This is a genomic window from Sorangium sp. So ce327 (assembly GCF_051530205.1).
Taxonomy (GTDB): domain Bacteria; phylum Myxococcota_A; class Polyangia; order Polyangiales; family Polyangiaceae; genus Sorangium; species Sorangium cellulosum_B.
Window position 1 is genome coordinate 2,668,023 of the sequence record NZ_CP150330.1, and the last position, 25,927, is coordinate 2,693,949.

Consider the following 25,927-nt stretch of genomic DNA (forward strand, 5'->3'; position numbering starts at 1 on the left):
CAAGGGGGAGACTGGGCATTACCATGAGCGAAATCATCGGCGTCTACTCTTTAGACGATTCGTTCAGCGAACACATGTCGCTGACGTTGTACCCCGACTCGTTCGCGGTGAGATGGAGCCTTTGTAACCTGACGGCCAATTTCATGGCCGAGTACTTCGGCGAGCTCTTTCCGGAGATAGACGGCGAGGACAGGCTCATCAGCCGAGACGAGGTCTCAGGCGCCATCGGGTACGTTCTGAACGAACTGGTTGAGAACGCCGTCAAGTTCAATCAGCACGGTGACATCACCGTGACCGTGGGTATCGGGCGTGAGGACCTGGTGTGCCTCGTCAGCAACCAGATCACGAACGCCGCCGTCCCCTCGCTTCGTGAGAAGCTCCTAGAGCTCACACAGGAGGACCCTGGGGAGCTCCTGCGTCGACAGGCGGAGGCGAACGCCGAAGACGCGGAGAACGCCGGGTCGGGGCTCGGGTATCTCATCATCATGAATGATTACGGTGTCAGTCTTGGGTGGAAGCTGGACCCGATCTCGGTGAACAGCTTCAGCATCAAGACGATGGCCAGGATTCCTATTTTGAATGAAAGGTCGAGAATGGAAATCAAGGGTGGCAACTATCGGGTTTGGTACGATCCCTCTGAGGTGGTGGTGTACCTGGAAGGAATCCTTCGCCTTGGCGGCACCACCGAGTACGCCCCTATCGAGGAGCTGCTCGACAAGGTCCTCGCCACGAACCCTCCCACCATCACACTCGACGTCAGGGCGCTGAACTTCCTGAACAGCTCAGGGATCAACGTCCTCTACAAGTTCGCCATCGCCACCAGGAAGAAGGGCGAGCTCCAGCTCATCGTCCGCGGGTCGAAGTCCATCCCGTGGCAAGGGAAGTCGCTGCCCAACCTCAAGAAGTTCAATCAGAACTTCGAGATGATACTCTGTGATTGAGATCGGATGGGTTCTTCCGTCCAACCCGAATCGCGTCCAGGTCGAGCCATGACTGCACCCAAGGACATCAGCTCGATACACTCCAGAGGCTTCCTGCAGAAGCAGAGCAATCTGGATGCCATCAGGGCGATCGTGAAGGAGCGGCAAGCGTGGAACACCTTGCTCCGCGAGGAGGGGAACTTCACCGATTTCATGGAGCGCTGCAGCGCGCTGCTGGAGTACGTCGACAAGCTGAAGCTCGACTTCGACGACCTCTCCCTGGTGCACGAGGCGATCCTGGAACACGCGACCAGCATCGAGAACGAGCTCGAGGGGTACAACCGGGCCATCGACGACGACCTCGCGGTGGCGCGGCAGGTCCAGCGCGCCCTGCTTCCGGAGGCGAGCGGGGCCATCGCCTCGTCGTTCGACATGGCCATCTTCCACAAGCAGCTCGCCCAGGTCGGAGGAGACTACTACGACTTCTTCTACCTCCCCGGCGAGCGCCACGCGATAGGTGTTTACGATATCTCAGGTCACGGAGTATCGTCGGCGCTCATCATGGCGTTTCTGAAGGCGCAGTTCGCCCACGCTACCAAGCGGCTGGATAGCCCGGGGGCGATCGTGGACTGGGTGAACCGGAGCGCTTACTCGTTCCTCCGGGAGGTTCGCCGTTACGCGACGGTGAACTTCGTCATGTTTACTGACCGATTCCTCCGCTACGTCTCGGGCGGAGGGTACGGGCTCCTGGTCCGTCGCGGTACGCCTCGCTCGTTCAACCGGGTGAGCAACTTCATCGGTCTGCGCATCAAGCCATTTCACGAGTTCGAGCTGCCGTTCGAGGAGGATGACGTCCTCGGCTTGTACACAGACGGGATGTTCGAGGCGCAGGACGCGAGCGGGGAGATATATTCCGTGCAACGTCTCAACGAAATCGTCGTCAAGCACAGCGAGGAACCCGTGCAGGTGATCCTCGACCGGTGCATCGAGGACTACACGCGGTTCCGGGTGGCGGACGCCGACGACATCACACTGATCATCCTGCGAAGGTGCGCCTGATGAAGCCCGAGAAGAATCATTCGCAGACGTCGGTCGGTGCATCGATATATATATCTCCGATCGATCACATCACGGGCGACGTGGCCGGCCTGCTTGCGAACTTTTTGGACGCGCTGCTGGTGAGGTTCTACCCCAGACGGATCTGCCAGAAGGTCAACGTGGTGGTCACGGAGCTGGTCACCAACGTGCTCCAGCACGGGACCGAGCGTGAGAGCGAGGTGCGGCTCGATCTGAGCATCGATCCGGATCGATTGCTCATCAAGGTATCCAACCGCGTTACGCCGGAAGAGTACCGGACCGTCAAGGCGGTATTCGACGAGATCTTCGCCGCGGAGGACCCGAGAGAGCTCTTTGCCAGGACGGTGCGCGAGCGGCGCAACGATCGACGCAGGGGCGGTCTAGGGCTCATTCGGTTGACCGCCGAGAACAAGTTCCATCTCTCGACGCAGTACGTCGATGGAATCCTCGTCGTCCAGGCTACTTTCCCTTGAAAAGGCTGCGTATGTTTTCCACGAAAGGTCGCGTATGAAGGCTCTCAGCTATGGAGAAATCACGGATGGCGGGCTGAGCGTCTTTCAGTCGGTCGCCCGGCTCGATGACGACAACCGCCTCGTCTTGACCTTCGAGGGCGCTATCCGGATCGACAACCCGTACCGGTACCTGTCGAGCTACCTGGACGAGCTCGCCCGAGTCCTCCCGCAGCACCCGATCACGTCCACGGTGATGGATTTCGTGAAGATGCGGTTCTGCAACTCGAACGGCTTCTACGTCATCATGGATATCGTGGACGCCGTGTACAACCTGGTGCCCGGCCGGGTGACCGTGCGGCGGATCCTCGACGATGACTGGCAGCACGAGACGCTGCCCATCCTGCTCAACCTGAACGAGGAGCACGTGGCCGCGCGGACGACGTTCGAGGACGTCAAGGAGACCTAAGCGTGGGGGTGTGGGCTGGGTAAGGCGACCGGCGATGGGCACACCTGCGAACGAAGCGGACGTAGAGAGGTTCTTCGCTGTCTGTCCCGATCCGCTGTGTGTTCTGCGGAGCGATGGATCGTTCCTTCGCGTGAGCGGCGCCTGGGAGCGGACGCTCGGCCTGGGGACCGAGGATCTCGTCGGCCGGAGCCTCCTCGATCTCGTGCACCAGGACGACGTCGTCGCGACCCGGGAGCAGATGGATCGGCTCCGCCAGGGGCCCGTCACGCTCGGGCTGGAGAACCGGTGCAGGAGCAGGAGCGGCCTCTACGTCTGGCTGTCGTGGTCGATGCTCTCGGTACCGAGCGAGGGGCTCGTGTACGGGTGGGCGCGCAACGTGGGCAAGCAGAAGCGCCTCGAGCGGGCGCTGATGCAGCGGATCGAGACGAAGATGCTTGTCGCGTCGATCTCGGCCCATTTCATCAACGTGAAGCTTTCGGACGTCGACCGCGGCTTCCACTCGGCGCTCGCGGAGCTCGGCAAGGCGCTGCGCGCCGACAGGACGAGCCTGTTCCTCCTCGCGGAGGACGGGCGGCGGTTCCTGAACACGCACGAGTGGTGCGCCGACGGGGTGCCGTCGCTGCGCGCGGAGCGGGGAGTCGTGTCCAGGGACGTGTATCCGTGGCTCGTCGAGCGGCTGTTCCGCCTCGAGGTGTGCGACGTGCCGCGCGTGGCCGATCTGCCGGATGAGGCAGCGAGCGAGCGGCGGGCCTTCACGGAGCTCGGGATCGCCTCGCTCGTCCGGATGCCTGCAGCGTACGCGGGGCGGCTCGTGGGCGTCGTGGGGCTCGACGCGGTGCGATCGACCCGCGCGTGGGACAAGAGCGTCCGGGCGCTGCTCCAGGTCATCGGCGAGATGTTCGCGATCACGCTGGAGCGCATGCGCGCCGAGGAGTCGCTGCGCGAGGTGGTCGAGCAGCAGGAGTCGATGCGCGCGGTGATCTCGCGGCAGGAGTCCGCGATCGAGACGCTGTCGACGCCGATCATCCAGGTCTGGGACAGCGTGCTCGTGCTGCCGCTCGTCGGCAGCATCGATCGCCACCGGGCGACAGAGATCACGGAGAAGCTGCTGCGCACGATCGTCGAGACGAAGTCGCGCTACGCGATCGTCGAGGTGACGGGGGTCGAGGAGGTCGACTCCACGACGGCGCAGCACCTCATCAACATGCTCCAGACGATCGAGCTGCTCGGCGCGCAAGGGGTGGTGGCCGGAGTCCAGCCGCAGGTGGCGCAGACGGCCTCGTCGCTCGGCGTCGATCTCTCGTCCGTCCAGGTGCATCGGGACCTCCAGGAGGCGCTGAGGTGGTGCATCCGGGAGCTCCGGGCAGACCGGGCGACAGGGAAGCCGCGGCTGGGACGGCGGTAGATCCAGGTTGCGCTTCCCCCGGGGAGCGAATATTTCGTACACGAAGCATCGTGACAGCGACCCTGCCGCCGCCCGAGAGGCCGGAGATCGACGCCATCGTGGAGATGATCATCTATCTCTACACGGAGTCGCGCAGGCTCACGAAGGGCATGGCGAGCGGATTCGGCCTCACCGGGCCACAGCTCACCATCCTCAAGCTGCTCGAGTCGTTCCAGGATCTCTCGCTGTCCACGCTGTCGGAGCGCATCCGGGCGCAGAACAGCACGGTGACCGGGATCGTCGATCGCATGGAGCGAGAGGGGCTCGTCCGCCGCGAACGCTCGAAGGCCGACCGGCGCGTCGTCCACATCCGGCTCAGCGAGAAGGGGGCGCGGCTCGCCCGCGAGATCCAGGTCGAACCGATGGAGATCTTCCGGAGCGCGCTGCTCAGCTTGAGCTCGACCGACCTGCGCGATCTGCTCCGGATCCTGACGAAGCTGCAGAAACAGGTGGTCTCGCGGGTCGGACAGAGCCGGACAGAAGAAGAGCGACGGCGCTGAGGACGCGAAAGGGAGGCAGGGGGCATGAGAGAGAAGCCGACGTTCACCGGGGAACCGAGGGATCCGAACGGACGAGATCCCGATATCTGCGTGGTGACCTGCGCGCTGTCAGGGGTGCTCGCCGGCCGCAAGCAATGCCCCGCCATCCCCTATACGCCGGTCGAGATCGCCGAGGAGGCGAAGCGGGCCTACGACGCAGGGGCGGCGGCGGTGCACATCCACGCGCGCAACGACGACGGATCACCGACCTTCTCTCCGGCCGTGTTCGCGCGGATCAAGGACGAGGTGCGCAAGCGCTGCCCGGTGATCCTGAACTTCTCGACGGGGACCCTCCTCGACGACGTGAGCGAGCAGTGCGCGACCCTCCGGGAGAGCCGCCCCGAGATCGCGGCGCTCAACATGGGCACCATGAACTACTCGAAGTACTCGCGCGCGCGGAAGACCTTCGATTTCGATATGGTGTTTCCCAACACGTACGCGAAGATCTGCAAGCTCCTTGACGCGATGAACGAGGCCGGGACGAAGCCAGAGCTCGAGTGCTTCGATACGGGGCACACCCAGGGCACCTGGCCGCTCGTCGACATGGGGCTGCTCAAACCCCCGCTCCAGTTCTCGTTCATCGTCAACGTGCTGGGCGGCATCCCCGCGCACGTGGAGTCGCTCCAGCTCCAGACCAGGATCATGCCGCCCGGCTCGGAGTGGGAGGTGATCGGGATCAGCCACGGGCAGTGGAGGATGCTGGCGGCGGCGCTCGTGCTCGGCGGCAACGTGCGGTGCGGGCTCGAGGACCACTTCTACCTGCCGAGCGGCGAGATGGCGCGCAGCAACGGAGAGCTCTGCGAGGTGGCCGTGCGCATGGTGCGCGACGTCGGCCGCAGGCCGGCGACCGTCGAGGAGGCCCGTCAGATCCTGGGCCTTCATGACGGCGGCGCGGCAGGAGCGGCAGGAGGAGCGGCCTCGTGACGGAGCGCGTGTATACGGTCATCCAGGCCTTCTCCGCGGGGGGCGTCCTCCGGCTCACGCTGAACAACCCGTGGCGCAAGAACGCGATCGGGCCGGCGATGGTGAGCGAGCTCCTCGGCGCCCTCGCGGCGGGCGCGGCGGACGAGGCGGTGCGCTGCGTGGTCCTGACCGGCGCGGGCGACGCGTTCTGCGCGGGCGGGGACTTCGCGCAGATCGCGGGCGCCGAGGGGGCGCCGCCGCCCGAGATGAAGGGCGATTACGCGGACCTCCTGCTCGCCTTCGCGAACTCGAGCAAGCCGATCGTGGCGCGGGTGAACGGGCACGCGCTGGGCGGCGGGCTCGGGCTCGTCGCGGCGTCGCACTTCGCGATCGGCGCCCGCGGCGCCAAGCTCGGGACGCCGGAGATCAACGTCGGACTGTTCCCGATGATGATCATGGCGGTGCTCCAGCGGCACGTGAGCCGGCGCAAGCTGCTGGAGATGATGCTCCTCGGGCAGCGCCTCGACGCCGACGAGGCCGCGCAGTGCGGCCTGCTCAACAAGGTGGTCGAGCCGGGCGCGCTCGACGCCGCGGTCGACGAGGTGACCTCCGCCATCGCCTCGAAGAGCCCGATCGCGGTGCGGCTCGGCCTCGAGGCGTTCGCGGCGCAGGACGATCTCGACCTCGAGTCGGCGCTGCCGCTCCTGCGCGAGCGGCTCGCCGGCTGCCTCGCGACGGACGACGCGCGGGAAGGGCTTTTGGCCTTTCTGGAGAAGCGAAAGCCCCGCTGGTCGGGCAGGTAGGCGCGCCGGGGCGCGCAGGGAGAGGTGGCCCGTGAACATGCGAGAGCTCGTGAAGGACCTCGAGGCCCGCCGGGAGCTGGTGCGGCGGATGGGCGGCGAGGAGCGCGTGGCGAAGCAGCACGCGCGCGGGAAGATGACGGCGCGGGAGCGGCTCGCGGCGTTCTTCGACGACGGGGTGCACTTCGAGGTGGGGATGCACGGCACGCAGATGGGGCTCGCGGCCGGGCCGGAGGGGAGCGACCGGCCGCCGGCGGACGCGGTGGTCTGCGGGTTCGGCAAGGTCGACGGGCGGATGGTCTGCGCGGCGGCGTACGACTTCACCGTGAAGGGCGGCAGCATCGGGCAGACGGGCGAGGAGAAGGTGACCCGCCTGCGGCAGATGGCGCTCCGCGGCCGCTGGCCGATCGTGTGGTTCATCGACTCGGGCGGGGCGCGCATCGATCCCGGCTCGATGCACCCGGACAGCATCTCGCTGTTCGCCGGCTCTGGGCACCTGTTCCGCGAGCAGGTGCACATGAGCGGCGTCGTGCCGCAGGTCGCGGCCATGGTGGGGCCCGGCGCCGCGGGCACGGCGTACATCCCGGGGCTCGCGGACTTCGTGCCGATGGTCAAGGACGTCGGCTCGATGGCGCTCGGCGGCCCCGCGCTCGTGCGCGCGATGACGGGCGAGGACATCTCCGAGCAGGAGCTCGGCGGCAGCAAGGTGCACGCGACGAAGAGCGGCGTCGGGGACGCGGAGTACCCGAGCGACGCCGCGTGCGTCGCCGCGGTGAAGCGGTACCTGTCGTTCTTCCCCTCGAGCTGCGACGAGGAGCCGCCGCGCCTGCCGGTCACGGATCCGATCGACCGGCGGGAGGAGTCGCTGCTCGACCTCCTGCCGGAGAGCCCGCGGCGCGCCTACGACATGCTGAAGCTGATCGACGCCATCGTCGATCACGGCGAGCGGTTCGACCTGAAGCCGCGGTGGGCGCGGTCGATCATCACCTGCCTCGCGCGCATCGGCGGCCAGCCGGTCGGCGTCGTGGCCAACCAGCCGACCCAGATGGGCGGCATCCTCGACGTGGACGCGTCGGACAAGGCCGCGCGCTTCATGCAGATCTGCGACGCGTTCAACATCCCGCTCGTGTTCCTGCAGGACGTGCCGGGGTTCATGATCGGCTCGAAGGTCGAGCACGAGGGGATCATCCGCCACGGGGCGAAGATGCTGCACGTCATGGCGGCGGCCACCGTGCCCAAGATCACGGTGGTCGTGCGGAAGGCGTATGGCGCGGGCTACTACGTGATGTGCGGGCGCGCGTACGAGCCGGACCTCATCGTCGGCTGGCCGACCGCGGAGATCAGCGTGATGGGGCCGGAGGGGATGCTCGGGATCGCGGCGAGGAAGATGTTCGGCGACGCGCCGCCGCCGCCGGAGGTGAAGCAGGGGATGGTCGACGCGATCCAGAAGAACATCGACGTGATGAAGGTCGCCGGCTGGGGCCTCATCGACGACGTGATCGATCCGCGGGACACCCGGAGGGCGATCGCGTGGGGGCTGGAGCTCGCACGGAAGAAGCGGGTGGAGCGGCCGGAGAAGAAGCGGGGGATCCTTCCGGTGTAAGTCGCGCGAGGGACGGGGGGCCCAGCCGCACTGACGCGCGCTCCTGTTCCTCGCGCTACGGGTCGTGCTCCTCGTGCTCCGGCGCCTGGCTGGCCTCGGGCTTCGGCTTGGGCGTCGGCACGGCTCGCGGCGCGGCTGCGTAGAACGGCTCGGGAGCGCTCTTCACGCGAAGGAGCGTCGTGTTCTTGGCGGGGACGACGGCGGTGTACGCGTCCAGGCCGAGCCCGGTGCCCGGCTCGTTCGCGTGCAGCGTGGCCGTGACCTCGTAGAGGCCCTCGCGGTTGAACGTGTCGGCGGGGCAGACCTCCCGGAGGAGGAGCGAGACGTCGGCCGATGCGCCGGGCTTCAGCGTCCTGAAGAGATCGCGCGGGATCGCCCCCGTCGGCGGGGCCGCCGTGCATACCGTCTCGCCGTTCGGGCCGGCGACGTGGAACTCGAGCATCCGAGACCGGATGGCGACGGTCATGGGGCGCCTGCCGGCGTTCTTGGCGCTCACCCGGACGACGATCGAGCGAGGGCTCGCCGCGTCGGACCAGGGTTCGCTCGTGAGCTCCAGGCGAGGCGCGTTGGCGTCCACGATCGGCTTGCCGGGCGGACCGGCGCTGTGGCCTTTGTCCGACGGAACGCGCTTTTCCGGGGACTCGCCAGCTGGCCTGTCCGCGGACGTCTGGGCCGCTTTGTCGTCCGCGGGCTGAGCGGCCTTGTCGCCCGAGGATTGAGCGGCTTTGTCGCCCGAGGATTGAGTGGCCTTGTCGCCCGGAGGCTGAGCCGTCTCGTCCGCCGGAGAGGCTGGCTCGGCGCCGCCCGCATCGTCCGCGGCGGCCTCCTTGGGGGGCAGGCCGTAGCTCAGCACGACGGTGGGCGCCGCGAGGCCGGGCGCAGGGGCGAACGCCGGCGGATCGTCCGTCGACTCCGCAGCGAACGGCGCCGCCGGTGGCTTCTTCGACCACTTGGGCGGCGGACCCCAGCCGTACCAGGTCCTCACCACCGAGCCGCCGACGAGCGCCGCCTCGTCCTTGCCGAAGCAGAGCAGGCGCGGGTCGAAATGCTCCATGTACGACTGGCCGGGCGCCAGCAGCAGCGCGCGCCGCTCCGGGAAGCCGCTCGGCTTGAGCCCCGCGGGCGCGGCGCAGCGGACCGTCTTCTTCGTGCGCTTGTTCAGCGTGTCGACCTCGAGGCGCAGCAGCCGCACGTCCGCCGGGATGCGCATCGGCCGCTCGCCTTCGTTGTCGATCCGCAACGTCCAGGGCCCGTGAGGCGACGGCGCGATGAGCCACAGGCGCGCCGGTGAAGGCGGCAGCGGCGGGGACTCGGGCGCCTTCTTCTTCGCGCTCGTCTTGGGCGCGCCGACGCTCGCCTTGGGCGCGGCGACCTTGCTCCCTGCAGGCGGCGGGGCGGCGGCAGCCTTCGGCCCCTCCGCGGGCACGGCGGAGCCCGGCCCTTCGGTCTGCTGCGCGGGGCTCGACTTCTCCTCCGCGAGCGCAGGGCTCGACGCGAGCCCCATCACGGCCGCTGCAACAGGAGCGATCGAGGTGAACAGACAGGCGATCCGGACGAGACGTGTGCGCATGGAGGATCCGTTCGGGAGCGAACGCTTCCGCTTTCTTTCCGGGGGCGTCAACCTTAGCGTAGCCAGCGAGCCTGGCCTCCTCCGGAGCGCCCGGGCGCTCTCCCACCGCTCGAAGCGTGGTCATGCGCGGCCTGTACGCCATCGTCGACACCGACTCGCTCGCGCGCCGCGGGCTCGATCCTGCGGCGTTCGCCGAGGCCGTCCTCGACGCGCGCCCCGCGGCCATCCAGCTGCGCGACAAGCGGGGCGGGGCGGCCCAGACGCTCTCGCTCCTCCGCGCGATCCAGCCCCTGGCCGCGCGCGCGGGGGTGCCGCTGTTCGCGAACGACAGGGCGGATCTCGCGATCCTCGCCCGCTGCGACGGCGTGCACGTCGGCCAGGACGACCTCCCGGTGGCCGCGGTTCGCAGGCTGGCGCAGCGCGCTTCCGTCCCGCTGCGCGTCGGGCTCTCGACCCACACGTCCGCGCAGATCGAGGCCGCGTTGCGGGCGTCGAGCGAGCGCCGCGATGCCGGTGATTCCGGCGAGTCCCTCGAGCGCCTCGACTACGTCGCCATCGGGCCGATCTTCGCGACCTCGAGCAAGGAGCGCCCCGACGCCGTGGTCGGCCTCGAGGGGCTCGCGTCGCTGTGCGCCCTGGTCGAGCGGGTGTGTCCCGGGCTCCCGGTCGTTGCGATCGGCGGCATCTCCCTGGAGAGGGCGGCCGAGGTCGGCGCGCGCTGCTCCGCCGCCGCGATCATCGCCGCGCTGCTGCCGGATCACGACACGCCCGCGCCGCGCGCCCTCGAGGAGGTGAGCGCGCGGGCGCGGGCGCTCCAGCAGGCGCTCGCGCTGGCGGGCGCGCGCGCGGCGCCGGTGGACAGGGGCGCGCGATGAGCCTCACGCTGCTCGCGGCGGCCGCCGCGGTGGCCGCGACCGTGGGCTACATGGCGTCGCGCCGTGAGCGGGAGGCGCCGGGAGGAAACGGCGGCGAGCGCGCGCGAGGCGCGCCGGCGGCGCCCCCGGGGGACGCGCCGTGGCACGAGCTGCCGCTCGCGCTCGGCGACGTGGTCCTCGCCGGGAGCGAGGAGCGCTGGCTCTCGGGCGCGATCGTCGCGCGCGAGCGGGGCGAGATCGTCGCCGCGGTGTTCCTCGCGCCCGAGGGCGGCGCGCACGTGGCGGTCGTGGCCTTCCCCGCGCCGCGGCGCGAGATCCTGTGGCTCGCGCCCGCGGCGGCCGATTCGCCGGACGAGCCGCCGGCGACGCTCGAGATCGCGGGCGCGACCATGCGGCGGCGGGCGCGGCTGCCGGCGGCGATCGAGCGGTGCGGGCAGGGCGCGCCCTCCGTGGGCGAGGCAGGGATCATCGCCCTCTACGACGGCGCCGGGCGCGACGCGGCCGTGGTGCTCGCCAGCGAGGGGCGGATCCACGCGTGGGCCGGGCGGCGCATCGAGGACGGCGGGTACGAGCGGCTGGGCGGAGGCGGCGAGGGCTGACGCCGGCCCGCGCGGCCACGTGGGCGCGCGGCGCCTGTCAGCCGACGACGCTGCGCAGCTCCGCGATCAGCGACGCCATCGCGAGGCTCGGCGAGGCGTTGCGCTCGAGCTGCGCCACCGCGCGGGAGACCGCCGCGTAACGACGGGCCGACAGGCCTGCGTGGCGCGGATCGGACGTGACAGCGGCGCGGGCCTCGCGGGCGAGCGCGGCGCTCAGCGCGCGGAGGTCGTCCTTGAGGGCGCCCTTGTCGCGGTCCACCGACTCGGCGAACGCGACGGCGGGCCCGAGGTCCCGGGCGGCCGCGGCATCGAGGACACCCTTTACAAAGGCGTCGCGCGAGGCGGTCTGCTCCTCGTCCGCGAGATCGAGCGCCGTGGACGCGCTCCCGGCGGCGAGCTCGACGGCGAGGTCGTGCCGCCCCTCGGGCACGCCGCGATCGCGGAGGATGCGGCGGATGAGGGCCTCGGAGAGCGGGGCGAAGCGCACCGGCAGGGTGCGCGAGCGGATCGTGTTGAGCAGGCGATCGCCGCGCGAGGTCAAGAGGATGAAGTGGGTGCCGGGCCGCGGCTCCTCGAGCGTCTTGAGGAACGCGTTCGCGGCGCCGACGCTGAGGTCCTCGGCGTCGCGGACGATGAACACCCGAGCGCGCCCCTCGTGGGGCGGGTAGGCGGCGCGGGCGAGCACGATGGCGCGGACCTGGTCGACCGAGATCTCGGTCAGCTCGTCGCGGCTCCGGCCGATGACGGCGGCGGGGTAGAAGTTCTTCGCGACGATCTGCACGTCGGGGTGGAGCGGCGCCGCGGGGCGCCCATCGGAGCGCGCGGCCGCGCGCCGGCACGCGTCGCAGCGCCCGCAGCCGAGAGGGTCGCCCCCGGTGCAGACGAGCGCCTGGGAGAGGGCGACGGCCGCGAGCTCCTTGCCGACGCCCGGCGGGCCCTCGAAGCGGTAGGCGTGGTGCACGCGGCCCGCCTCGAGCGCGCGCGCGAGCGTGCCGACCGCGGTGTCCTGGCCGAGGATGTGGGAGAACGGCACGGCCCGCTATCTAGCACGACCGGGGGTCGACCTGGTCCCGGTCCGCGCCGCGCGCGAGCCCGCCCGGCGGCGGCTTCCTTCCCCGCGTGCCGTCCCGCGCGCCGTCCCGCGCGTGGTGGCGTCCTCGTCCTCGTCATCGTCATTGCGCGCGGCGGTGATAGGTTGCCGCGCATGCGCGTCCTCGTGCTCGGCGGCACTCGATTCATGGGTCATTTCCTGGTCTATCGCCTGCTCGCGGCGGGCCACCAGGTCACGCTCCTGAACCGCGGCGCGACGCCCGACGCGTTCGGCGATCGCGTCGCGCGGGTCCGCTGCGATCGCGCGGCCGGCGATCTCGCGCAGGCGCTCGGAGGTCGCGAGTTCGACGCCGCGGTGGACTTCACCGCGTACACGGCCGCGGACGGCCGCGCGGCAGCCCAGGCGCTCGGCGGCGGGCGCATCGGCCACTACGTGATGATCAGCACGGGCTCGGTGTACCTCGTCCGGGAGGCGTGCCCGCGGCCGTCGCGCGAGCGCGACTACCACGGACCGCTCCTCCCTGAGCCGGCGGGCGAAGAGGACCGCGAGGCGTGGTCTTACGGCGTCAACAAGCGCGGCTGCGAGGAGGAGATCGCCGCCGCCTGGCAGAGGGACCGCTTCCCCGCGACCGTCCTGCGCATCCCGATGGTGAACGGGGAGCGCGATCCCTACCGCCGCCTCGATCGGTACATCGTCCGCATGCTCGACGGCGGTCCGCTGCTCGTCCCGGACGGCGGCGGACACGCGGTTCGGCACGTCTACAGCGGTGACGTCGTCAGGGCGATCGTGAAGCTGCTCCTCGTGCCGTCGACCTTCGGCGAGGCGTACAACCTCTGCATGGACGAGACGCCGACGCTCACCGAGTTGCTCGAGCTCATCGCCTCGCTGCTCGGCGCGCCGGCGCGGCTCGCGCCGATCCCGTCGGCGGCGATCAGGGCCCGCGGGATCGATCCGGTCGCGATGTCGCCGTTCAGCGACCGCTGGATGTCGATGCTGGATCCGGCGAAGGCGAGGGCGGAGCTCGGCTTCCAGCACACGCCGCTCCGGCGCTGGCTGGAGACGGTGATCACGTCGCGGCTCGCGAATCCGCTTCCCGAGCCGCCGGACGGCTACGAGAAGCGCGCCGAGGAGATCGCGCTCGCGGCGGAGCTCGCCGGCGCGGCCGGGGGTGGAGGGCGCTGACGCTGCGCGGGCGCTTTCGCCCGCGAGGCGAGGGGGAGGAAGGCAGGCGGGCGTTGGACCGGCTCCTGCGTTCCTGCGAACATCGAACGGAGGGAGATCTCGCGATGCAGGATGTGCAACCCAAGCGGGTCCTGGCGGCCATCGACGCCTTCCTGAGCACGCCGCTCGACGCGGCGCTGTCGCGACACCGTGAGACCGATCCGGCCGACCGCGCGCTCGCGCTGTTCCACGAGGTCGCCGCCGCTGTCCCTGCTTACCGCCGCTTCCTCGCGGAGCACGGCGTGGACCCGGCAGCGATCCGGACGTCCGCGGATTTCGCGGCGCTGCCGGTGATCACGAAGCAGAACTACGTGCTCCGGCACCCCATCGCGGATCTCTGCCGGGGCGGGCGCGTCGAGCCGTGCGACATGATCGCGGTCTCCTCGGGCTCGACCGGAAAGCCGACGTTCTGGCCGCGCTCCGTCACGGACGAGCTCCCGGTCGCCCGGCGCTTCGAGCAGGTGTTCCACGACGGCTTCCGGGCCGACACGCGCCGCACGCTCGCGGTCGTGTGCTTCGCGCTCGGCTCGTGGGTCGGCGGGATGTACACCGCCGCGTGCTGCCGTCACCTCGCGGCGAAGGGATATCCGATCACGGTCGTCACGCCGGGCAACAACAAGGACGAGATCTTCCGCGTCGTGCAGGATCTGGGGCCGGCGTTCGAGCAGGTCGTCCTGCTCGGCTATCCGCCGTTCCTGAAGGACGTCATCGACACGGGGCGGGCCCGGGGCGTCGACTGGGCGCCTCTCCGGATCAAGCTCGTGATGGCCGGGGAGGTGTTCAGCGAGGAGTGGCGGACCCTGGTCGGCGAGCGCGTCGGGTCGACGTCGCCCTGCTACGACTCTGCTTCGCTGTACGGGACGGCGGACGCCGGCGTGCTGGGCAACGAGACGCCGCTCAGCATCGCGATCCGCCGGTTCCTCGCGGGGAGGCCGGACGCCGCGCGCGCCCTGTTCGGGCAGGACCGGCTCCCCACGCTGGTGCAGTACGACCCCGCGGAGCGGTTCTTCGAGCAGCGCGACGGGATGCTCCTCTTCTCGGGCGACAACGGCGTCCCGCTCGTTCGTTATGCGATCCTCGACAGCGGGGGCGTCACTTCACACGCGGACATGATGGCGGCCCTGGCCGGCTTCGGCTTCGACCCGCGGCGGGAGCTCGACGGGGAGCGCGGGGCCCGGGAGCTCCCGTTCGTCCATGTGTTCGGGCGCTCGGATTTCACGGTGTCGTACTTCGGGGCGAACATCTATCCGGAGAACGTGGTCGTGGGCATCGAGCAGCCCGGCGTGAAGGAGTGGGTGACGGGGAAGTTCGTGCTGGAGGTCCGCGAGGGCGCGGACAGGGATGTGGTCCTGTCGGTGGTGGTCGAGCTCGCGCCGGGGGAGGGGGAGAGCGAGGCGCGGCGTGAGGCGGCGGCGCGGTCGATCGAGGAGCACCTCGTCCGGCTGAACAGCGAGTTCAGGAGCTACGTGCCGGCCGGGAAGCGGGCGCCGCGGGTGACGCTGAGGGCGGCGGGGGATCCGGAGTACTTCCCGCTCGGGGTGAAGCACCGGTATACGCGCAAGCCGGGGGGTGATGGCGGCGGAGGTCGAGGATCAGCCTCGGCGGCGGGCGGGGCCCGCGCAGCGAAAGCCGACGATGACCGTCCGGTGACCGGCATTGAGCCCGGCCCGACTCGCCGAACATAGCCACTTGGGTTCGTCGTTGAACGTGCCGCCACGCAGCACCCGGGTCGTGCCGGCCGGATCGTGAACCACCGTGGACCCCGCCGTCCCCGTGCTCTCACGAAGTGTCGATATGAAGACGAACTCTCTTCTGTCAGGGCTGTCGAGGGGCGTCTCGTCGCGAAGCTCGTCGTATCTATCCCAGGTCCATTCCCAGACATTGCCATGCATGTCGTACAGACCCCACGGGTTGGGCTTCTTCAGCCCAACCGGAGCAGCACGGTCTTCGCTGTTCTCGCGGTACCACGCAAATTCGCCTATGCGATGCTCGTCGTCGCCGTAGAAGTACCGAGTCGTCGTCCCGGCACGGCATGCGAATTCCCACTCCGCTTCTCGAGGCAGCCGGAAGCCATCTGCATCGTGCACCCATGCCAGCCTGTCGTGAGTCAGTATGTAGCAGGGTTGCCTCCCCGCGAGCCGGGAGAGCGCGTTGCAGAACGCGACGGCATTCTCCCATGAGACCTTCGTGACCGGCCGATACGCCTCGTCCCCGGAGACGGCGCGGCCCATCACCGCCGCGTATTGCCCTACCGTGATCGGCGTCGCGGCCAGGGTGAATGCAGTGACGTCCACCTCGCGCTGGGGTCTCTCGGCGCTGTGGGCTTCCGTGCCGTCATCGGGGTTGCCCATGAGGAACGTGCCACCGGGGATGTCCACCCATGGCAAGAGCGACTCGAAGAAGTCGCTCCGGTAGGTCACCTTCGTGGCTCCGCTCCTGCCTGGTTTCCCGATGAGGGTGCAGCGGAACGTCCCGTGCTCCTGGAATGGCACCTCGGCCGATCCGGGGACCGGGTGCTTTGGCCATAGCAGGCTCCAGCCTCCCGACACGACCAGCTGCGCCCCGTTCAACTCGAACCCCACGACGGTCAGCTCGACCGAATCTCTGACCCGCCCTGCTCGCGGGGCCAGGATGGCATCTTGGATCGCTGCGTGCGCATGGCCGCCTTGCTCGAAGTCTCGCAGCACCGCGCGCGAGAGGCCGCCATGTGGCCCTAGCACGCCCTCCGTCCGGTTGAGCGGCGCCACGCGCTCGCTCGACGCTGTGTTCTCTCTCGGATCCATCGGCTCGCCGCTCTCGGGCGTCGCCGTATGCTCGGTCGCGGTCTGCGGCGCCTCACCCCCGCTCCCCGCCGCGCCCCGCAGCGCCTCACAGAACGCCGCCATATCTGGGAATCGCTCGGACGCCTCGAACTCGATCGCCCTCTCGAGCACCTTCCGCACCGCGTCGCTGCACGGCAGCCGCTCGATCACCCGCCCCGGATACCGTATCATGACGGGCGGCAGTTCCGCGCCGTGCAGGCAGAACACCGCCGTCATTCCGAGCCCGTACACGTCCGCGCGCGTGTCCGCCTCTTGCGGCCGGTGCATCAGCTCCGGTGCCGCATAGAGGAACGTCCCCATCGCGCCGCTCCTCGTGCCCCCCGTCGTGTCGCGCGCCCACACCAGATCGAAGTCCGTGATCCGCGGCAGCCCCGCCGCGTCGAGCAGGATGTTCGCCGGCTTCACGTCCCGGTGCACGAGCCCCTTCCCGTGCGCGAACGAGATCGCCTCTCCAGCGCTGAGGAGCATCGGTATCACCCGCTCTGCCGGCAGTCGCTTCCCGACGACCGCGCTGTGAACGTCCTCGCCATGGACGAGCTCCATCACGAAGTAGTGCCAGCCGCTGTCCTCGCCCTTGGGATCGAGGATGCGCACCACCCCGGGGTGGTCGAGCTCCGCCATCGCGCGCGCTCCCCGGAAGAACCGCTCCCGCCGGCCCTCGTCGCCCGCGAGGTTCGGGTGCAGCACCTTGATCGCCACGGGCAGGTCGCCCCGCCCCGCGTCGAGCGCGCGCCACACGGTCGCGAACCCGCCGCGCCCGATCCGCTCCAGCAGCAGGTACCGGCCGTCGCTGAGCTCCTCGCCGACGTGGAGCTGGCCGCCTTCCCGGCGCTTGCGCCGGAGGTCGACGATCTCCCGGTCCACCTCCTCGGTGCTCGCGCCGGCGGCCCTCAGCCTCACCCGCCGCTTCTGCGCGGTGGCGATCTGCCTGTCGACGGCGCGGATCGTCTCGTCTGCTTCTCGCAGGCTCACGCCGAGCGCGCCGGGCAGCGCGGTTGTGCCGGCGAGCGCCGCCTCTGGCCGCGCGCTCGCGGCGGCTTCCTCCACCGCCGCGCGGATGCCCTGCACGACCTCCCTCCACGCTTCATCCGGGTTGGCCCAGCTCGTCACCGCCACGCCGTCCCGCGGCAGCGCTTGGAGCTCCGAAAGGGCGGTGCCCTCCCGGTCGCACGCGCGCACCAGGATGGGCACCACGCGCGCCGCCCCGCTGCGATGCCGCTCCAGCGCTCGCCCGAGCTCCCGCTCGTAGCAGCTGTCCGAGGCGAGGAACGCCTCGCTCACCAGCAGCAGCACCACCTCGGCGGAGGAGAGCTCCGCCGCGATCGACTCGTCGCGCATCGCGCCTGGGCCAATCCGGCCGCGGTGCCAGGTGCTCACCAGGCCCTGCCGCTTGAGGGAGGCGAGGTGCGCCTCGAGCGCTTCGAGGTGCGACCGATCCGCGGGGGCGTAGGAGATGAAGACGTGGACCGCCATGCGCAGAGGAGCGTCGCTGCGGCGAGCACGCTGCGTCCCGGCCGCCCGCTCCCCGCCGACAAGGCTACCAGACGCGGCGCGGGCCCTCGACCATCCGTTGGATCCGCGTCGTCCGGGCCGTGGGAGCGGCCGGCGCGGGTCCCCGGGGCGCGGGCCGTCGACCCGTGAGGTCGAGATGCCACGACGCCGGCGCGGGGCTGCGCTCGCCGCGCTCGCTCAGCCTCTTCGCCTGGTCGTTGCCCGGCCCCTCCGGCCAGCGTCGCCCCGCGCCACGTCGGCCGTCGCCTCGGTGGTGCCAGCGGCCTTCGTCCGTGAGGCGCGCTCGTTTTCACCGCCCGACGCGCGCGGCCCGGCGTCGCCGCCGTCGCACCGCATCACGTCGAACGAGGCGTGCCTGCCCGGATCGAGCGAGGCGCGCCTGTGCGGCAGGAACGGGAGCGCGTCGTGCCTCGTGATCTCAACCTTGTTCTCTTCGTCGATCGTCAGGGTGAACGTGCGGTCCACGTCGCACGTCGTCGCGCTGTCAGCGAGCTGGCCGCGCAGCTGGAAACTGGCGGTCGTGGCGCCGTCGTCCACGCGGGCGACGATGGTCCTCGACGACTGGTTGTAGGCGTTGATGGTCATTCCGGACAAGGCCGTCACGACGGGGGGGGCGGTCCAATCGCCGCCATTGTTGATGTGCAGCTCGATGAAGAGGAGAGCCTGTGGATCCTGGGGATCGTTCTTGAACCTCGCCGTCGCAAAGAGCCCTGTCCAGGAGTCGTGGGTGAGCTCGTCGCAGACGAGCGGTGGAGGCGGGGGATTGATCGAGATATCGTCGTCCTCACACGCGGTGAGCCCCGCCGTCGCGACCACGAGCAGCAGCTTCTTCGCTCTCTCCCTATTACCCATTTCCCAGTCCTTCCTGCCTTCGGTGCGCCGCTCCGCCGCCATGCCGGCGGTCGCAGCGCGGCGGCCAGCCCTACCATGACCATCCTAGGCGGCGGTGCGCAGACCCGGCGACCCACCCGCACGAAGACGACGACGTCGCGACCCCCATCCGTGCACCTCGGGCGCGGCCGGCAGCGCTCTCGCGCCGCGGAGGCGTCCTCTCGCGCTTGCTGGTAGAAGCGTCGCCAGCACCCATGCTCAACACCTCCCCCCCGCTCATCGTGCTCGGCTGCGGCTTCACCGGCGCGGTGGTCGCCGGCCTGCGGAGGGCGTCCGGCGGCCGCGTCGTCGCGACGACGCGCTCGCCGGAGCGCGCCGCGGAGCTCGCGCAGGCGGGCATCGAGGTGAGCGTCCTCCCGGCGCTCACCGCCGAGGCCGTCGACCGGCTCGTGACGGACGGCGCGGACGTGCTCGTCGCCTTCCCGCCCGACGGCGCGACCGACGCCGCGATCGCGCCTTCGCTCCGCCGCGCGCGCGCGATCGCCTACGTCTCGTCGACCGCCGTGTACGGCGACGCGACGGGGCGCATCGACGAGGCGACGCCCACGTCGGCCGACGGCCCCCGCGCGGCGGCGCGCCTCGCGGCCGAGGACGTGTACCGCGCGCGGGGCGCCGTGGTGCTGCGCGCCGCGGGCATCTACGGCCCGGGCCGCGGCTTGCACCAGCGGCTCTTGCGCGGCGACTTCCGCATGACCGGCGAGGGCGATCGGCAGGGCAGGAACGTCGTCTCGCGCATCCACGTCGAGGACCTCGCGCGCCTCGCGCTCGCGGCGCTGGAGCGCGCCGGTCGCGCCGCCCCCGGCGAGGCCTTCCTGGTCGCGGACGACGCGCCCGTGCCGCAGATCGAGGTCGTCCGCTGGCTCTGCGCGCGGCTCGGCCTCGCGCTGCCGGCCGGGGCGCCGCGGGAGGATCTGCACGAGACGCTCCGCCACGATCGCGCCGTGGACAACGCGAAGATCAAGCGCACCCTCGGGATGGCGCTGCTCTACCCGAGCTACATCGAGGGGTTCGAGGCGTGCCTGGCCGTCGAGGCGGAGGCGCCGGCCCCTGCCGCGAGGGAGCGCGCCCCACGGCACCGCGGGTGAGCCGCGCTGGCATCGCGGGTGAACCGCCGCGCGGCCGCGCCGTTCGCCGCCTGCGCTGCTACGCCTCGTCGTCCGCGCTGCCTTGCGGCGGCTCCTGCGGATCCGTCGCGTCGAGCCGGTCGAGCTCGCGGAAGAGCGCGTCCAGATCGAGCGTCAGCCCCTCGCAGCCCGGAACCTCCCGGAGTACCCCTCCGGGCGCGGTGAGGCGAAGCTGGTAGAGCCCGCCGCGCGCGAGCTCGTGGATCTCCAGCGTGCGGAGCTGCGGATCGAGCAGCCAGTACCAGCGCACCCCGAACGCGGCGTACTCCTCGAGCTTCTCGACGCGATCGCGCCGGCTGTCCCGCGGTGAGGGGGAGACGATCTCGACCATGATGTCCGGCGGGATGCCGACGGCGCCACGGGCCGGGGGCCTCCGCGAGGTCGGGAGGAACGCAGACACGTCGGATTTGCGCCCGCGCCGCGGCTTGAGCGCGTACTTCACCTCGGAGCCGAAGACGAAGCCGCCGCGCGGGATGAGCCAGGCCCGCAGGGTGTGGATGAGCCAGGCGACGGCCAGCTCGTGGACGCAATCGGGCATCTCTTCCTCGACCAGGCGGCCATCGATGAGCTCACCGGCTTCGTCTTCCGGCAGCGCTGCCCACTCCGCGACGGACAAGAGGCGGGCTGCCTGGGGCTCAGGATACGGGCGCTGGCTCACGCCTGGAAAAGTACCATCACCGCGCGCCTCGTGCCGGGTCATGAGCGGGGTCGCGGGGTCACGCGGCGCGGCGACGCACGATGTCCAGCGAGGCGTCCATGCCTGTCGTGAAAATCAGGCATCGACGGACGGGATGGCCACGACTAGGGTCGAGGCTCTTGGAGGATCGTTGGATGAAGCTTGGGTATTGGATGGTGCTTGCACTTGCGGCTGCCTCGGTGGGCGCAGGTTGCGGTGATGACGAAGGCGCGAGCAGCGGCGTCGGGCCAGGCGGCTCGGGCGGGGCTGGCGCTGGAGGCGGAGGCGCTGGAGGCGGAGGCGCTGGAGGCGGAGGCGCCGGCGGAGAGGGCGGCACGAGCGACGGCGGGAGCGGCGGGCAGCCCCCGACGCCGCGGTGCGAGCCGTCCGACCCCGCGCTGGCCGACCGCGACGCGGACGAGCTGTACGCGGCGGAGGAGGTCCCGCGCTTTGACTTCTACCTTCCGGAAGAGCGCTGGGCGGAGCTCAAGGAGAACGCACGCGACGAGCAGTATGTCGAGGCCGAGGCCTGCTACGAGGGCAAGAGCCTGGGCGTGGTCGGCCTGCGGTTCAAGGGCGGTTACGGCACCCTCGCCATGTGCTTCGACGGGGAGGGGAACCTCACCTGTCCGAAGCTCAGCATGAAGGTGAAGTTCGACGAGGTCGTCGACGGACAGCGCTTTTACGCGCAGAAGCGCCTGAACTTCCACTCCATGATCTGGGACCCCACCCGGCTCCACGAGCGGATCGCCTATGGCCTGTTCCGGGAGATGGGCGTCGCCGCCCCGCGGAGCGCGTGGGCGACGCTGCGCGTGAACGGCGAGTCCCAAGGGCTCTTCTCGATGGTCGAGGACGTGGACGGCCGCTTCCTGGAACACCACTTCTCCGAGGCCCCGGACGGCGACCTCTACAAGGAAGCGTGGCCGGTCGCGGACGACGCCGGCTACTACGCGGAGCGGATCGAGACGAACGAAGACGTGGCCACGCACGAGCGATTCATCGCGTTCTCGACCGCCCTCGCGTCCGCCGAGGGCGAGCAGAGGCTCACCGCGCTGTCGGAGTGGACGGACATCGAGCAGCTGCAGCGCTACATGGCCGTCGACGAGACGATCGTGAACTGGGACGGCGTCACGACCTACTACGCCAACGAGGCGGGCGCCGCGTTCAACCACAACTTCTACTTCTACGACGAGCCGTCCTCGGGCAAGTTCCACCTCATCCCGTGGGATCTCGATCAGACCCTCGGCCCCAGCACCTACTTCGGCCACGTGCCGCGATGGACGGAGACGCCGGCGGACTGCAGCGCCGTGGTCCCGGTGTTCATGGGCTCCGAGCACGTGCGCCCGCCGGGCTGCGATGCGCTGTTCGCCGCCTTGAACCAGGACGCAGCGGGCTACAAGGCCGCGCTGCAGGCGCTCCACGAGGGCCCGTTCAGCGAGGGGCGGCTCGAGGAGCAGGTCGACAAGTACGCGGCGCTGATCCGCACCGCCGTCGAGGAGGACCCGCTCGGGCCCGGGCTCGCCGGGTGGGAGCCCGCGGTCGAGCGCCTCAGGAACGAGCTGCCGATCCTGCGAGAGCGCCTGGGCCGCTTCGCCGGCGGCACGCCCCTCGCGCCGTTCTCGTTCACCGCGACGGGGATCAACGACTTCGAGGCCGCGGACACGCTCGGGCTGTACGTCGGGACGGTGCTGTCCACCAACAACGCGTCGAGCGCCGTGCAGGGCCTCTCGCAGGAAGATCCGCTGAACGGCGCGCAGAGCATGCTCCTCCGCTTCGACTTCCGCGACGAGGCGTCTCCCTGGGGGCAGTACGTGTACTTCGGGGTGCCTCTCGCCGAGGGCATGATCGACGCGACGGCGCTCGAGGGGGTCCGCTTCTGGGCGCGGGCGGAGGCGGCGCGCGGGATGCGCTTCGACGTCGAGAGCCCGGCGCAGAGCGAAGGGCTCACGGGCGTTCGCCACGGATGGGACGTGCGGCTCACCGCGGAGCCGACGCTGATCGAGCTCAGGTTCGCCGACATGGCGCTCCCGGGCTGGGCCATCGATCAGGGGCGCGACCCGGGCGACGACGTGAACGACGTGCTCCGGTCGATCGTCGGCCTCTCCTTCAGCGCGGAGATGAACGGCGTCCGCGCGAACGGCTTCCTCGGCAAGGACAAGGCCGACTCGGGCACCATCGAGATCGACGACGTCGAGTTCTTCGGGCCGACGTCCGGATCACCCTGAACGACGGATACGGAGGCCCGGGGCCGAGCGCTCCGGGTCTCCGCCCCTCCTGCGGCGGAGCCCGAGGCTCACGGCGAGGAGCAACGCGGCGACGCCGCCGGCGGACGGCGCGTCGCCGCCGAGGCTGCAGCTGCAGCCCGCCGACTCCCCGCTCCCGCTCGCGTCCCCGCCCGCGCCGGTGGCGGGAGCCCCACCCGAGCCTGAAGCGGCGTCCGCGCCCGAGCCGGCGTCGCCCGCGCCGACCGAGGCGGCCACGTCGAGCGTCGGACCCGCCGCCGTCGTGCTGGCAGGAGCCGGCGGCTCCTCGGCGCACATGCCGGTCACGCACCGCTCGCCCGCGGGGCACACGACGCCGTCGCAGAGGTCGACGCACGCCCCGCCACGGCACGTGGTGCCCGCGCCGCACGCGACGTCGGCGCACGCGGCCTCGACGCACCGCCCGGTGTCCGCGGCGCAGCGGTCGTCCGAGGGACAGCCCCGGCAGCCGCACTGGACCACGCAGACGCCGCTCTCGCACACCTCGCCCGCGCCGCACGTCACGCCGTCGCACGGATCCAGGCAACGGTCGCCGCGACAGGTCTGGCCGTGCGGGCACACAACGCCGTGGCACGGGGCGCGGCACACGCCGTCATGGCACACCTCGCCGACATCGCAGTTCGCGTCGACGCACGCCTGCTCGACGCACAGGCCCTCCAGGCACACGAGCCCCGGCTCGCACGGGAACTCGGCCGAGCCGCAGCGGTTCACGCAGCGGCCGCGGCTGCACACCTGGTCCTCCGGACAGGGCGCCTCCTCGTCGACGATGTCGTCGCAGTCGTTGTCGATGCCGTCGCACTGCTCGGCCTGGCTGCCAGGCTCGACGATCGGCGTGCAGATCGCCTGTCCCTGCGCGTCGCAGTCGGAGATGCCCGCGCGGCACGCGCCCACGTTCTCCTCGATCTCGCACGGCTGGCCGGCCGCGGAGCACGTGATGCCGGAGAAGCGGAACAGGAAGTCCTCGTAATCGAGATCATTGCCGTTGACGCCGGCGCTGCCGGCGGCGTTCTGGAAATCGAGATCCTCGAACCCCAGGTAGAACGTGTTGGCGAGCTGGTTCGACCTGTAGATGAGATCGGAGTACCAGGGCCCCGGGGTCTCGCACACCGTACACTCCACGTTGAACCGGTGCTCGGTGTAATGGTACTGCGTGGCGTTGCCGTTGCCGGTGCCGTTCGGGTTGGGGATCAGCACGAAGCCGATGAGGCCGCCCGCGTAGGCGGGGTTCTCCCGGATCGAGACGGCCGTCAGCTCGCGCTGCGCGGCGGGCGGCAGGGAGCCAGAGAACGGAAAGAGGATCTGGATATCGCTCTCCGGCGCCGGCGTGCTGAGGTTGGCTCCGGTGTCGACGGGGACGTACCGCGGCGGGTCACCGCTGTCGCGGCCATCGTCGACGTTGTACCAGCCGACCGCGAAGTTGGCGCCGCCCCCCTTCTCGATGTACTTGCCGCTGAACTCGCAGAGCGGCGAGAACACCTGGGGCTCCACCGCGGCGTCGGCCACGACGTCGATCATCTCGTCGAGCATGTCGTTCTTCGTCGAGCCGTTCAGCAGATCGCTCAATCGGCTCGTGACCGCGGGGACGACTGTGCCGTTCGGCTGCACCACATCCGCGCGCGCCGTCCCGCCCGTGACGAGCGCCACGAAGAGGGCGACACGCCACGCGAGAGAAGACGGTTTGTTGGGGGTCGACCAGCGCATAGGGCTTCTCCTTCCGACAGGACACGTGAGTCGGGATCGTAAATTGGACTCGAGTTTCGCTCTCCTGTCCAGGTGCGGCGCGCCCGCTCGAACCCGAGAACGACGGATGTGGAGGACCAGCCCACGTGAGAGCACTTCGTGCCTGTGCGCACGAGGGCGGGTGAACCCCTTTTTCCAGTGCGCCGGATGACGGGTGATGTGATGACGAGGGGGCGCACGGCGCCGGCTCTGCGCCGCCGTCAGCGTTCTTCACGCGTTCCGTGAGCCGGTGTCCGTTCGAGCCAGCGGGCCCAGCCGTCTCACGATGCGCCGACGGCGGCGGCGCTCACGCCGCGCCGTCGGTGCGCGCCGCGCCCGCCGTCCGGGCCGAGGCGCTCAGCCTTCCTGCTCTGCCGGCTCTTCCCGCCTGCGCGCGAGCGCCGCGAGCTCGCGGACGAGCTCCGGCACCCCCTCGCCCGTCGCGGCGCTGATGAGGTGGAGCTTCACCTTCGCCTTCGCGAACCGCGCCTTGAGCTTCGGGTAGGCCTCGCGCACCTCGGTCAGATCGGCCTTCGTCAGGACGACGATCTCCGGGCGCTCCGCGATCTCCGGGCTGAACTTCTTGAGCTCCTTGCGGAGCGCCCGGTAGTCGGCGAGCGGCTCGCGGCCCTCGCCCGGGTCGAGCGTCACGAGGTGGAGGAGCGCCCGCGTCCGCTCCACGTGCTTCAGGAACTGGATGCCGAGCCCGACCCCCTCGCTCGCGCCCGGGACCAGCCCGGGGATGTCCGCGATGACGAAGCTCGACCCGCCCGCCCGGACGCCGCCCCCGATCTCGACCATGCCCAGGATCGGGGTGAGCGTCGTGAACGGGTAGTCGCCGATCTTGGGCCGGGCCGCCGAGACGGCCGCGACGAAGGTGCTCTTGCCGGCGTTGGGGAAGCCGAGCAGGCCGATGTCGGCGAGCACCTTCAGCTCGAGGCGGAGCTCGCGGGCCTCGCCCGGCTCGCCCGGCTCGGCGCGCCGCGGGGCCCTGTCGTGCGGCGACTTGAAGTGCAGGTTGCCGCGGCCCCCCTTGCCGCCGCGGGCGACGATGACCCGCTGGCCTTGCTCGGTCACGTCGGCGATCAGCTCGCCGCTCTCCGCGTCGAAGATCTGCGTCCCCACGGGGAGCTTCTCGACCCGGTCGGCGCCGGCGCGCCCGTGGCAGTCGCTCCCCATCCCGTGCTCGCCCCGGTCGGCCTCGATCGTGCGCGCGTAGGTGAAGTCGAGTAGCGTGGACAGGCCTCCGTCGCCCACGAAAACGACGTCCCCGCCGCGGCCGCCGTCTCCACCCGCGGGGCCCCCGAACGGGATGTACTTCTCACGACGGAATGCGATCGCTCCATTGCCGCCATCCCCGGCGATCACCTTCAGACGGCACCGATCGACGAACCGCATGACG

Annotated in this window: 22 protein-coding genes; 15 read left to right on the forward strand and 7 right to left on the reverse strand. The window is 70.5% G+C overall.

Annotated features, from left to right (window positions below; genetic code table 11):
• Window positions 1-23 precede the first annotated feature (23 nt).
• Genes WME95_RS10080 through WME95_RS10120 form a run of 9 tightly spaced genes read left to right on the forward strand, consistent with a single transcriptional unit; the run spans window position 24 to window position 8,204 of the window.
• The gene (locus WME95_RS10080) at window positions 24-941 is read left to right on the forward strand and encodes a slr1658 superfamily regulator (protein ID WP_012234413.1); all 918 of its coding nucleotides are present in this window, start codon (window positions 24-26) and stop codon (window positions 939-941) included.
• Between the two features lie 48 nt (window positions 942-989).
• Window positions 990-1,979, forward strand: a complete 990-nt coding sequence (locus tag WME95_RS10085) for a PP2C family protein-serine/threonine phosphatase (RefSeq protein WP_437908191.1) — start codon at window positions 990-992, stop codon at window positions 1,977-1,979.
• Window positions 1,979-2,470, forward strand: coding sequence for an ATP-binding protein (locus tag WME95_RS10090; RefSeq protein WP_231864758.1), 492 nt, complete (start codon window positions 1,979-1,981; stop codon window positions 2,468-2,470). Before WME95_RS10085 ends, WME95_RS10090 begins: the two co-directional genes overlap by 1 nt.
• A 34-nt stretch (window positions 2,471-2,504) precedes the next feature.
• A complete protein-coding gene (locus WME95_RS10095; RefSeq protein WP_012234416.1) occupies window positions 2,505-2,915 on the forward strand; it encodes a hypothetical protein in 411 nt (136 codons plus the stop codon).
• Between the two features lie 34 nt (window positions 2,916-2,949).
• Window positions 2,950-4,320 (forward strand): STAS domain-containing protein, encoded by a 1,371-nt coding sequence (locus WME95_RS10100; RefSeq protein WP_437908192.1) that lies wholly within the window; start codon window positions 2,950-2,952, stop codon window positions 4,318-4,320.
• Between the two features lie 50 nt (window positions 4,321-4,370).
• Window positions 4,371-4,859 (forward strand): MarR family winged helix-turn-helix transcriptional regulator, encoded by a 489-nt coding sequence (locus tag WME95_RS10105; protein WP_437551312.1) that lies wholly within the window; start codon window positions 4,371-4,373, stop codon window positions 4,857-4,859.
• Window positions 4,860-4,883: 24 nt separating this feature from the next.
• On the forward strand, window positions 4,884-5,822 hold the full coding sequence (locus WME95_RS10110) for a 3-keto-5-aminohexanoate cleavage protein (RefSeq protein WP_437908193.1): 939 nt from the start codon (window positions 4,884-4,886) through the stop codon (window positions 5,820-5,822).
• Complete coding sequence (locus tag WME95_RS10115) at window positions 5,819-6,604, forward strand: enoyl-CoA hydratase/isomerase family protein (protein ID WP_437908194.1); 786 nt, start codon at window positions 5,819-5,821, stop codon at window positions 6,602-6,604. The genes WME95_RS10110 and WME95_RS10115 overlap by 4 nt, the downstream gene beginning before the upstream one ends.
• A 37-nt stretch (window positions 6,605-6,641) precedes the next feature.
• Window positions 6,642-8,204, forward strand: a complete 1,563-nt coding sequence (locus WME95_RS10120) for an acyl-CoA carboxylase subunit beta (protein WP_437910968.1) — start codon at window positions 6,642-6,644, stop codon at window positions 8,202-8,204.
• A 55-nt stretch (window positions 8,205-8,259) separates the two neighbouring features.
• Here the strand turns inward: WME95_RS10120 and WME95_RS10125 are convergent, their stop codons facing one another.
• Window positions 8,260-9,774, reverse strand: coding sequence for a hypothetical protein (locus WME95_RS10125; RefSeq protein WP_437908195.1), 1,515 nt, complete (start codon window positions 9,772-9,774; stop codon window positions 8,260-8,262).
• A 122-nt stretch (window positions 9,775-9,896) separates the two neighbouring features.
• Between WME95_RS10125 and WME95_RS10130 the strand changes: the two genes are divergently transcribed.
• The gene (locus WME95_RS10130) at window positions 9,897-10,649 is read left to right on the forward strand and encodes a thiamine phosphate synthase (RefSeq protein ID WP_437908196.1); all 753 of its coding nucleotides are present in this window, start codon (window positions 9,897-9,899) and stop codon (window positions 10,647-10,649) included.
• Complete coding sequence (locus WME95_RS10135) at window positions 10,646-11,248, forward strand: hypothetical protein (RefSeq protein WP_437908197.1); 603 nt, start codon at window positions 10,646-10,648, stop codon at window positions 11,246-11,248. The genes WME95_RS10130 and WME95_RS10135 overlap by 4 nt, the downstream gene beginning before the upstream one ends.
• A 37-nt stretch (window positions 11,249-11,285) precedes the next feature.
• On the opposite strand, the gene WME95_RS10140 is transcribed toward WME95_RS10135, so the two are convergent.
• The gene (locus WME95_RS10140; RefSeq protein WP_437908198.1) at window positions 11,286-12,281 is read right to left on the reverse strand and encodes an ATP-binding protein; all 996 of its coding nucleotides are present in this window, start codon (window positions 12,279-12,281) and stop codon (window positions 11,286-11,288) included.
• Window positions 12,282-12,452: 171 nt separating this feature from the next.
• Here WME95_RS10140 and WME95_RS10145 point away from each other — a divergent pair, with 171 nt between their 5' ends.
• Together WME95_RS10145 and WME95_RS10150 are read left to right on the forward strand one after the other, a co-directional pair.
• Window positions 12,453-13,481, forward strand: a complete 1,029-nt coding sequence (locus tag WME95_RS10145; RefSeq protein WP_437908199.1) for an NAD-dependent epimerase/dehydratase family protein — start codon at window positions 12,453-12,455, stop codon at window positions 13,479-13,481.
• Between the two features lie 104 nt (window positions 13,482-13,585).
• On the forward strand, window positions 13,586-15,205 hold the full coding sequence (locus WME95_RS10150) for a phenylacetate--CoA ligase family protein (RefSeq protein WP_437908200.1): 1,620 nt from the start codon (window positions 13,586-13,588) through the stop codon (window positions 15,203-15,205).
• On the opposite strand, the gene WME95_RS10155 is transcribed toward WME95_RS10150, so the two are convergent.
• Window positions 15,113-17,815, reverse strand: a complete 2,703-nt coding sequence (locus tag WME95_RS10155; protein ID WP_437908201.1) for an SUMF1/EgtB/PvdO family nonheme iron enzyme — start codon at window positions 17,813-17,815, stop codon at window positions 15,113-15,115. The genes WME95_RS10150 and WME95_RS10155 overlap by 93 nt on opposite strands.
• 216 nt (window positions 17,816-18,031) lie before the next feature.
• The gene (locus WME95_RS10160) at window positions 18,032-18,748 is read right to left on the reverse strand and encodes a hypothetical protein (protein ID WP_437908202.1); all 717 of its coding nucleotides are present in this window, start codon (window positions 18,746-18,748) and stop codon (window positions 18,032-18,034) included.
• Window positions 18,749-18,939: 191 nt separating this feature from the next.
• On the opposite strand from WME95_RS10160, the gene WME95_RS10165 reads away from it, so the two are divergent.
• Window positions 18,940-19,830, forward strand: a complete 891-nt coding sequence (locus WME95_RS10165) for an NAD-dependent epimerase/dehydratase family protein (protein WP_437908203.1) — start codon at window positions 18,940-18,942, stop codon at window positions 19,828-19,830.
• A gap of 58 nt (window positions 19,831-19,888) precedes the next feature.
• On the opposite strand, the gene WME95_RS10170 is transcribed toward WME95_RS10165, so the two are convergent.
• Window positions 19,889-20,527, reverse strand: coding sequence for a Uma2 family endonuclease (locus tag WME95_RS10170; protein WP_437908204.1), 639 nt, complete (start codon window positions 20,525-20,527; stop codon window positions 19,889-19,891).
• A 173-nt stretch (window positions 20,528-20,700) separates the two neighbouring features.
• On the opposite strand from WME95_RS10170, the gene WME95_RS10175 reads away from it, so the two are divergent.
• Window positions 20,701-22,770, forward strand: a complete 2,070-nt coding sequence (locus tag WME95_RS10175; protein WP_437908205.1) for a CotH kinase family protein — start codon at window positions 20,701-20,703, stop codon at window positions 22,768-22,770.
• Here the strand turns inward: WME95_RS10175 and WME95_RS10180 are convergent.
• Window positions 22,762-24,507 (reverse strand): hypothetical protein, encoded by a 1,746-nt coding sequence (locus tag WME95_RS10180; protein ID WP_437908206.1) that lies wholly within the window; start codon window positions 24,505-24,507, stop codon window positions 22,762-22,764. The two genes, WME95_RS10175 and WME95_RS10180, sit on opposite strands and share 9 nt — an antisense overlap.
• Window positions 24,508-24,882: 375 nt before the next feature.
• Entirely contained in the window at window positions 24,883-25,923 is a 1,041-nt protein-coding gene (gene obgE, locus WME95_RS10185) for a GTPase ObgE (protein WP_437908207.1), read from the reverse strand.
• Between the last annotated feature and the right edge of the window lie 4 nt (window positions 25,924-25,927).

Excerpts from the sequence above, each read along its gene's own strand:
- WME95_RS10080 (WP_012234413.1), top strand. The coding sequence starts at position 24 with ATGAGCGAAATCATCGGCGTCTACTCTTTAGACGATTCGTTCAGCGAA.
- WME95_RS10085 (WP_437908191.1), top strand. The coding sequence starts at position 990 with ATGACTGCACCCAAGGACATCAGCTCGATACACTCCAGAGGCTTCCTG.
- WME95_RS10090 (WP_231864758.1), top strand. The coding sequence starts at position 1,979 with ATGAAGCCCGAGAAGAATCATTCGCAGACGTCGGTCGGTGCATCGATA.
- WME95_RS10095 (WP_012234416.1), top strand. The coding sequence starts at position 2,505 with ATGAAGGCTCTCAGCTATGGAGAAATCACGGATGGCGGGCTGAGCGTC.
- WME95_RS10100 (WP_437908192.1), top strand. The coding sequence starts at position 2,950 with ATGGGCACACCTGCGAACGAAGCGGACGTAGAGAGGTTCTTCGCTGTC.
- WME95_RS10110 (WP_437908193.1), top strand. The coding sequence starts at position 4,884 with ATGAGAGAGAAGCCGACGTTCACCGGGGAACCGAGGGATCCGAACGGA.
- WME95_RS10120 (WP_437910968.1), top strand. The coding sequence starts at position 6,642 with ATGCGAGAGCTCGTGAAGGACCTCGAGGCCCGCCGGGAGCTGGTGCGG.
- WME95_RS10125 (WP_437908195.1), bottom strand. The coding sequence starts at position 9,774 with ATGCGCACACGTCTCGTCCGGATCGCCTGTCTGTTCACCTCGATCGCT.
- WME95_RS10130 (WP_437908196.1), top strand. The coding sequence starts at position 9,897 with ATGCGCGGCCTGTACGCCATCGTCGACACCGACTCGCTCGCGCGCCGC.
- WME95_RS10135 (WP_437908197.1), top strand. The coding sequence starts at position 10,646 with ATGAGCCTCACGCTGCTCGCGGCGGCCGCCGCGGTGGCCGCGACCGTG.
- WME95_RS10145 (WP_437908199.1), top strand. The coding sequence starts at position 12,453 with ATGCGCGTCCTCGTGCTCGGCGGCACTCGATTCATGGGTCATTTCCTG.
- WME95_RS10150 (WP_437908200.1), top strand. The coding sequence starts at position 13,586 with ATGCAGGATGTGCAACCCAAGCGGGTCCTGGCGGCCATCGACGCCTTC.
- WME95_RS10155 (WP_437908201.1), bottom strand. The coding sequence starts at position 17,815 with ATGGCGGTCCACGTCTTCATCTCCTACGCCCCCGCGGATCGGTCGCAC.
- WME95_RS10160 (WP_437908202.1), bottom strand. The coding sequence starts at position 18,748 with ATGGCGGCGGAGCGGCGCACCGAAGGCAGGAAGGACTGGGAAATGGGT.
- WME95_RS10165 (WP_437908203.1), top strand. The coding sequence starts at position 18,940 with ATGCTCAACACCTCCCCCCCGCTCATCGTGCTCGGCTGCGGCTTCACC.
- WME95_RS10175 (WP_437908205.1), top strand. The coding sequence starts at position 20,701 with ATGAAGCTTGGGTATTGGATGGTGCTTGCACTTGCGGCTGCCTCGGTG.
- WME95_RS10180 (WP_437908206.1), bottom strand. The coding sequence starts at position 24,507 with ATGCGCTGGTCGACCCCCAACAAACCGTCTTCTCTCGCGTGGCGTGTC.
- obgE (WP_437908207.1), bottom strand. The coding sequence starts at position 25,923 with ATGCGGTTCGTCGATCGGTGCCGTCTGAAGGTGATCGCCGGGGATGGC.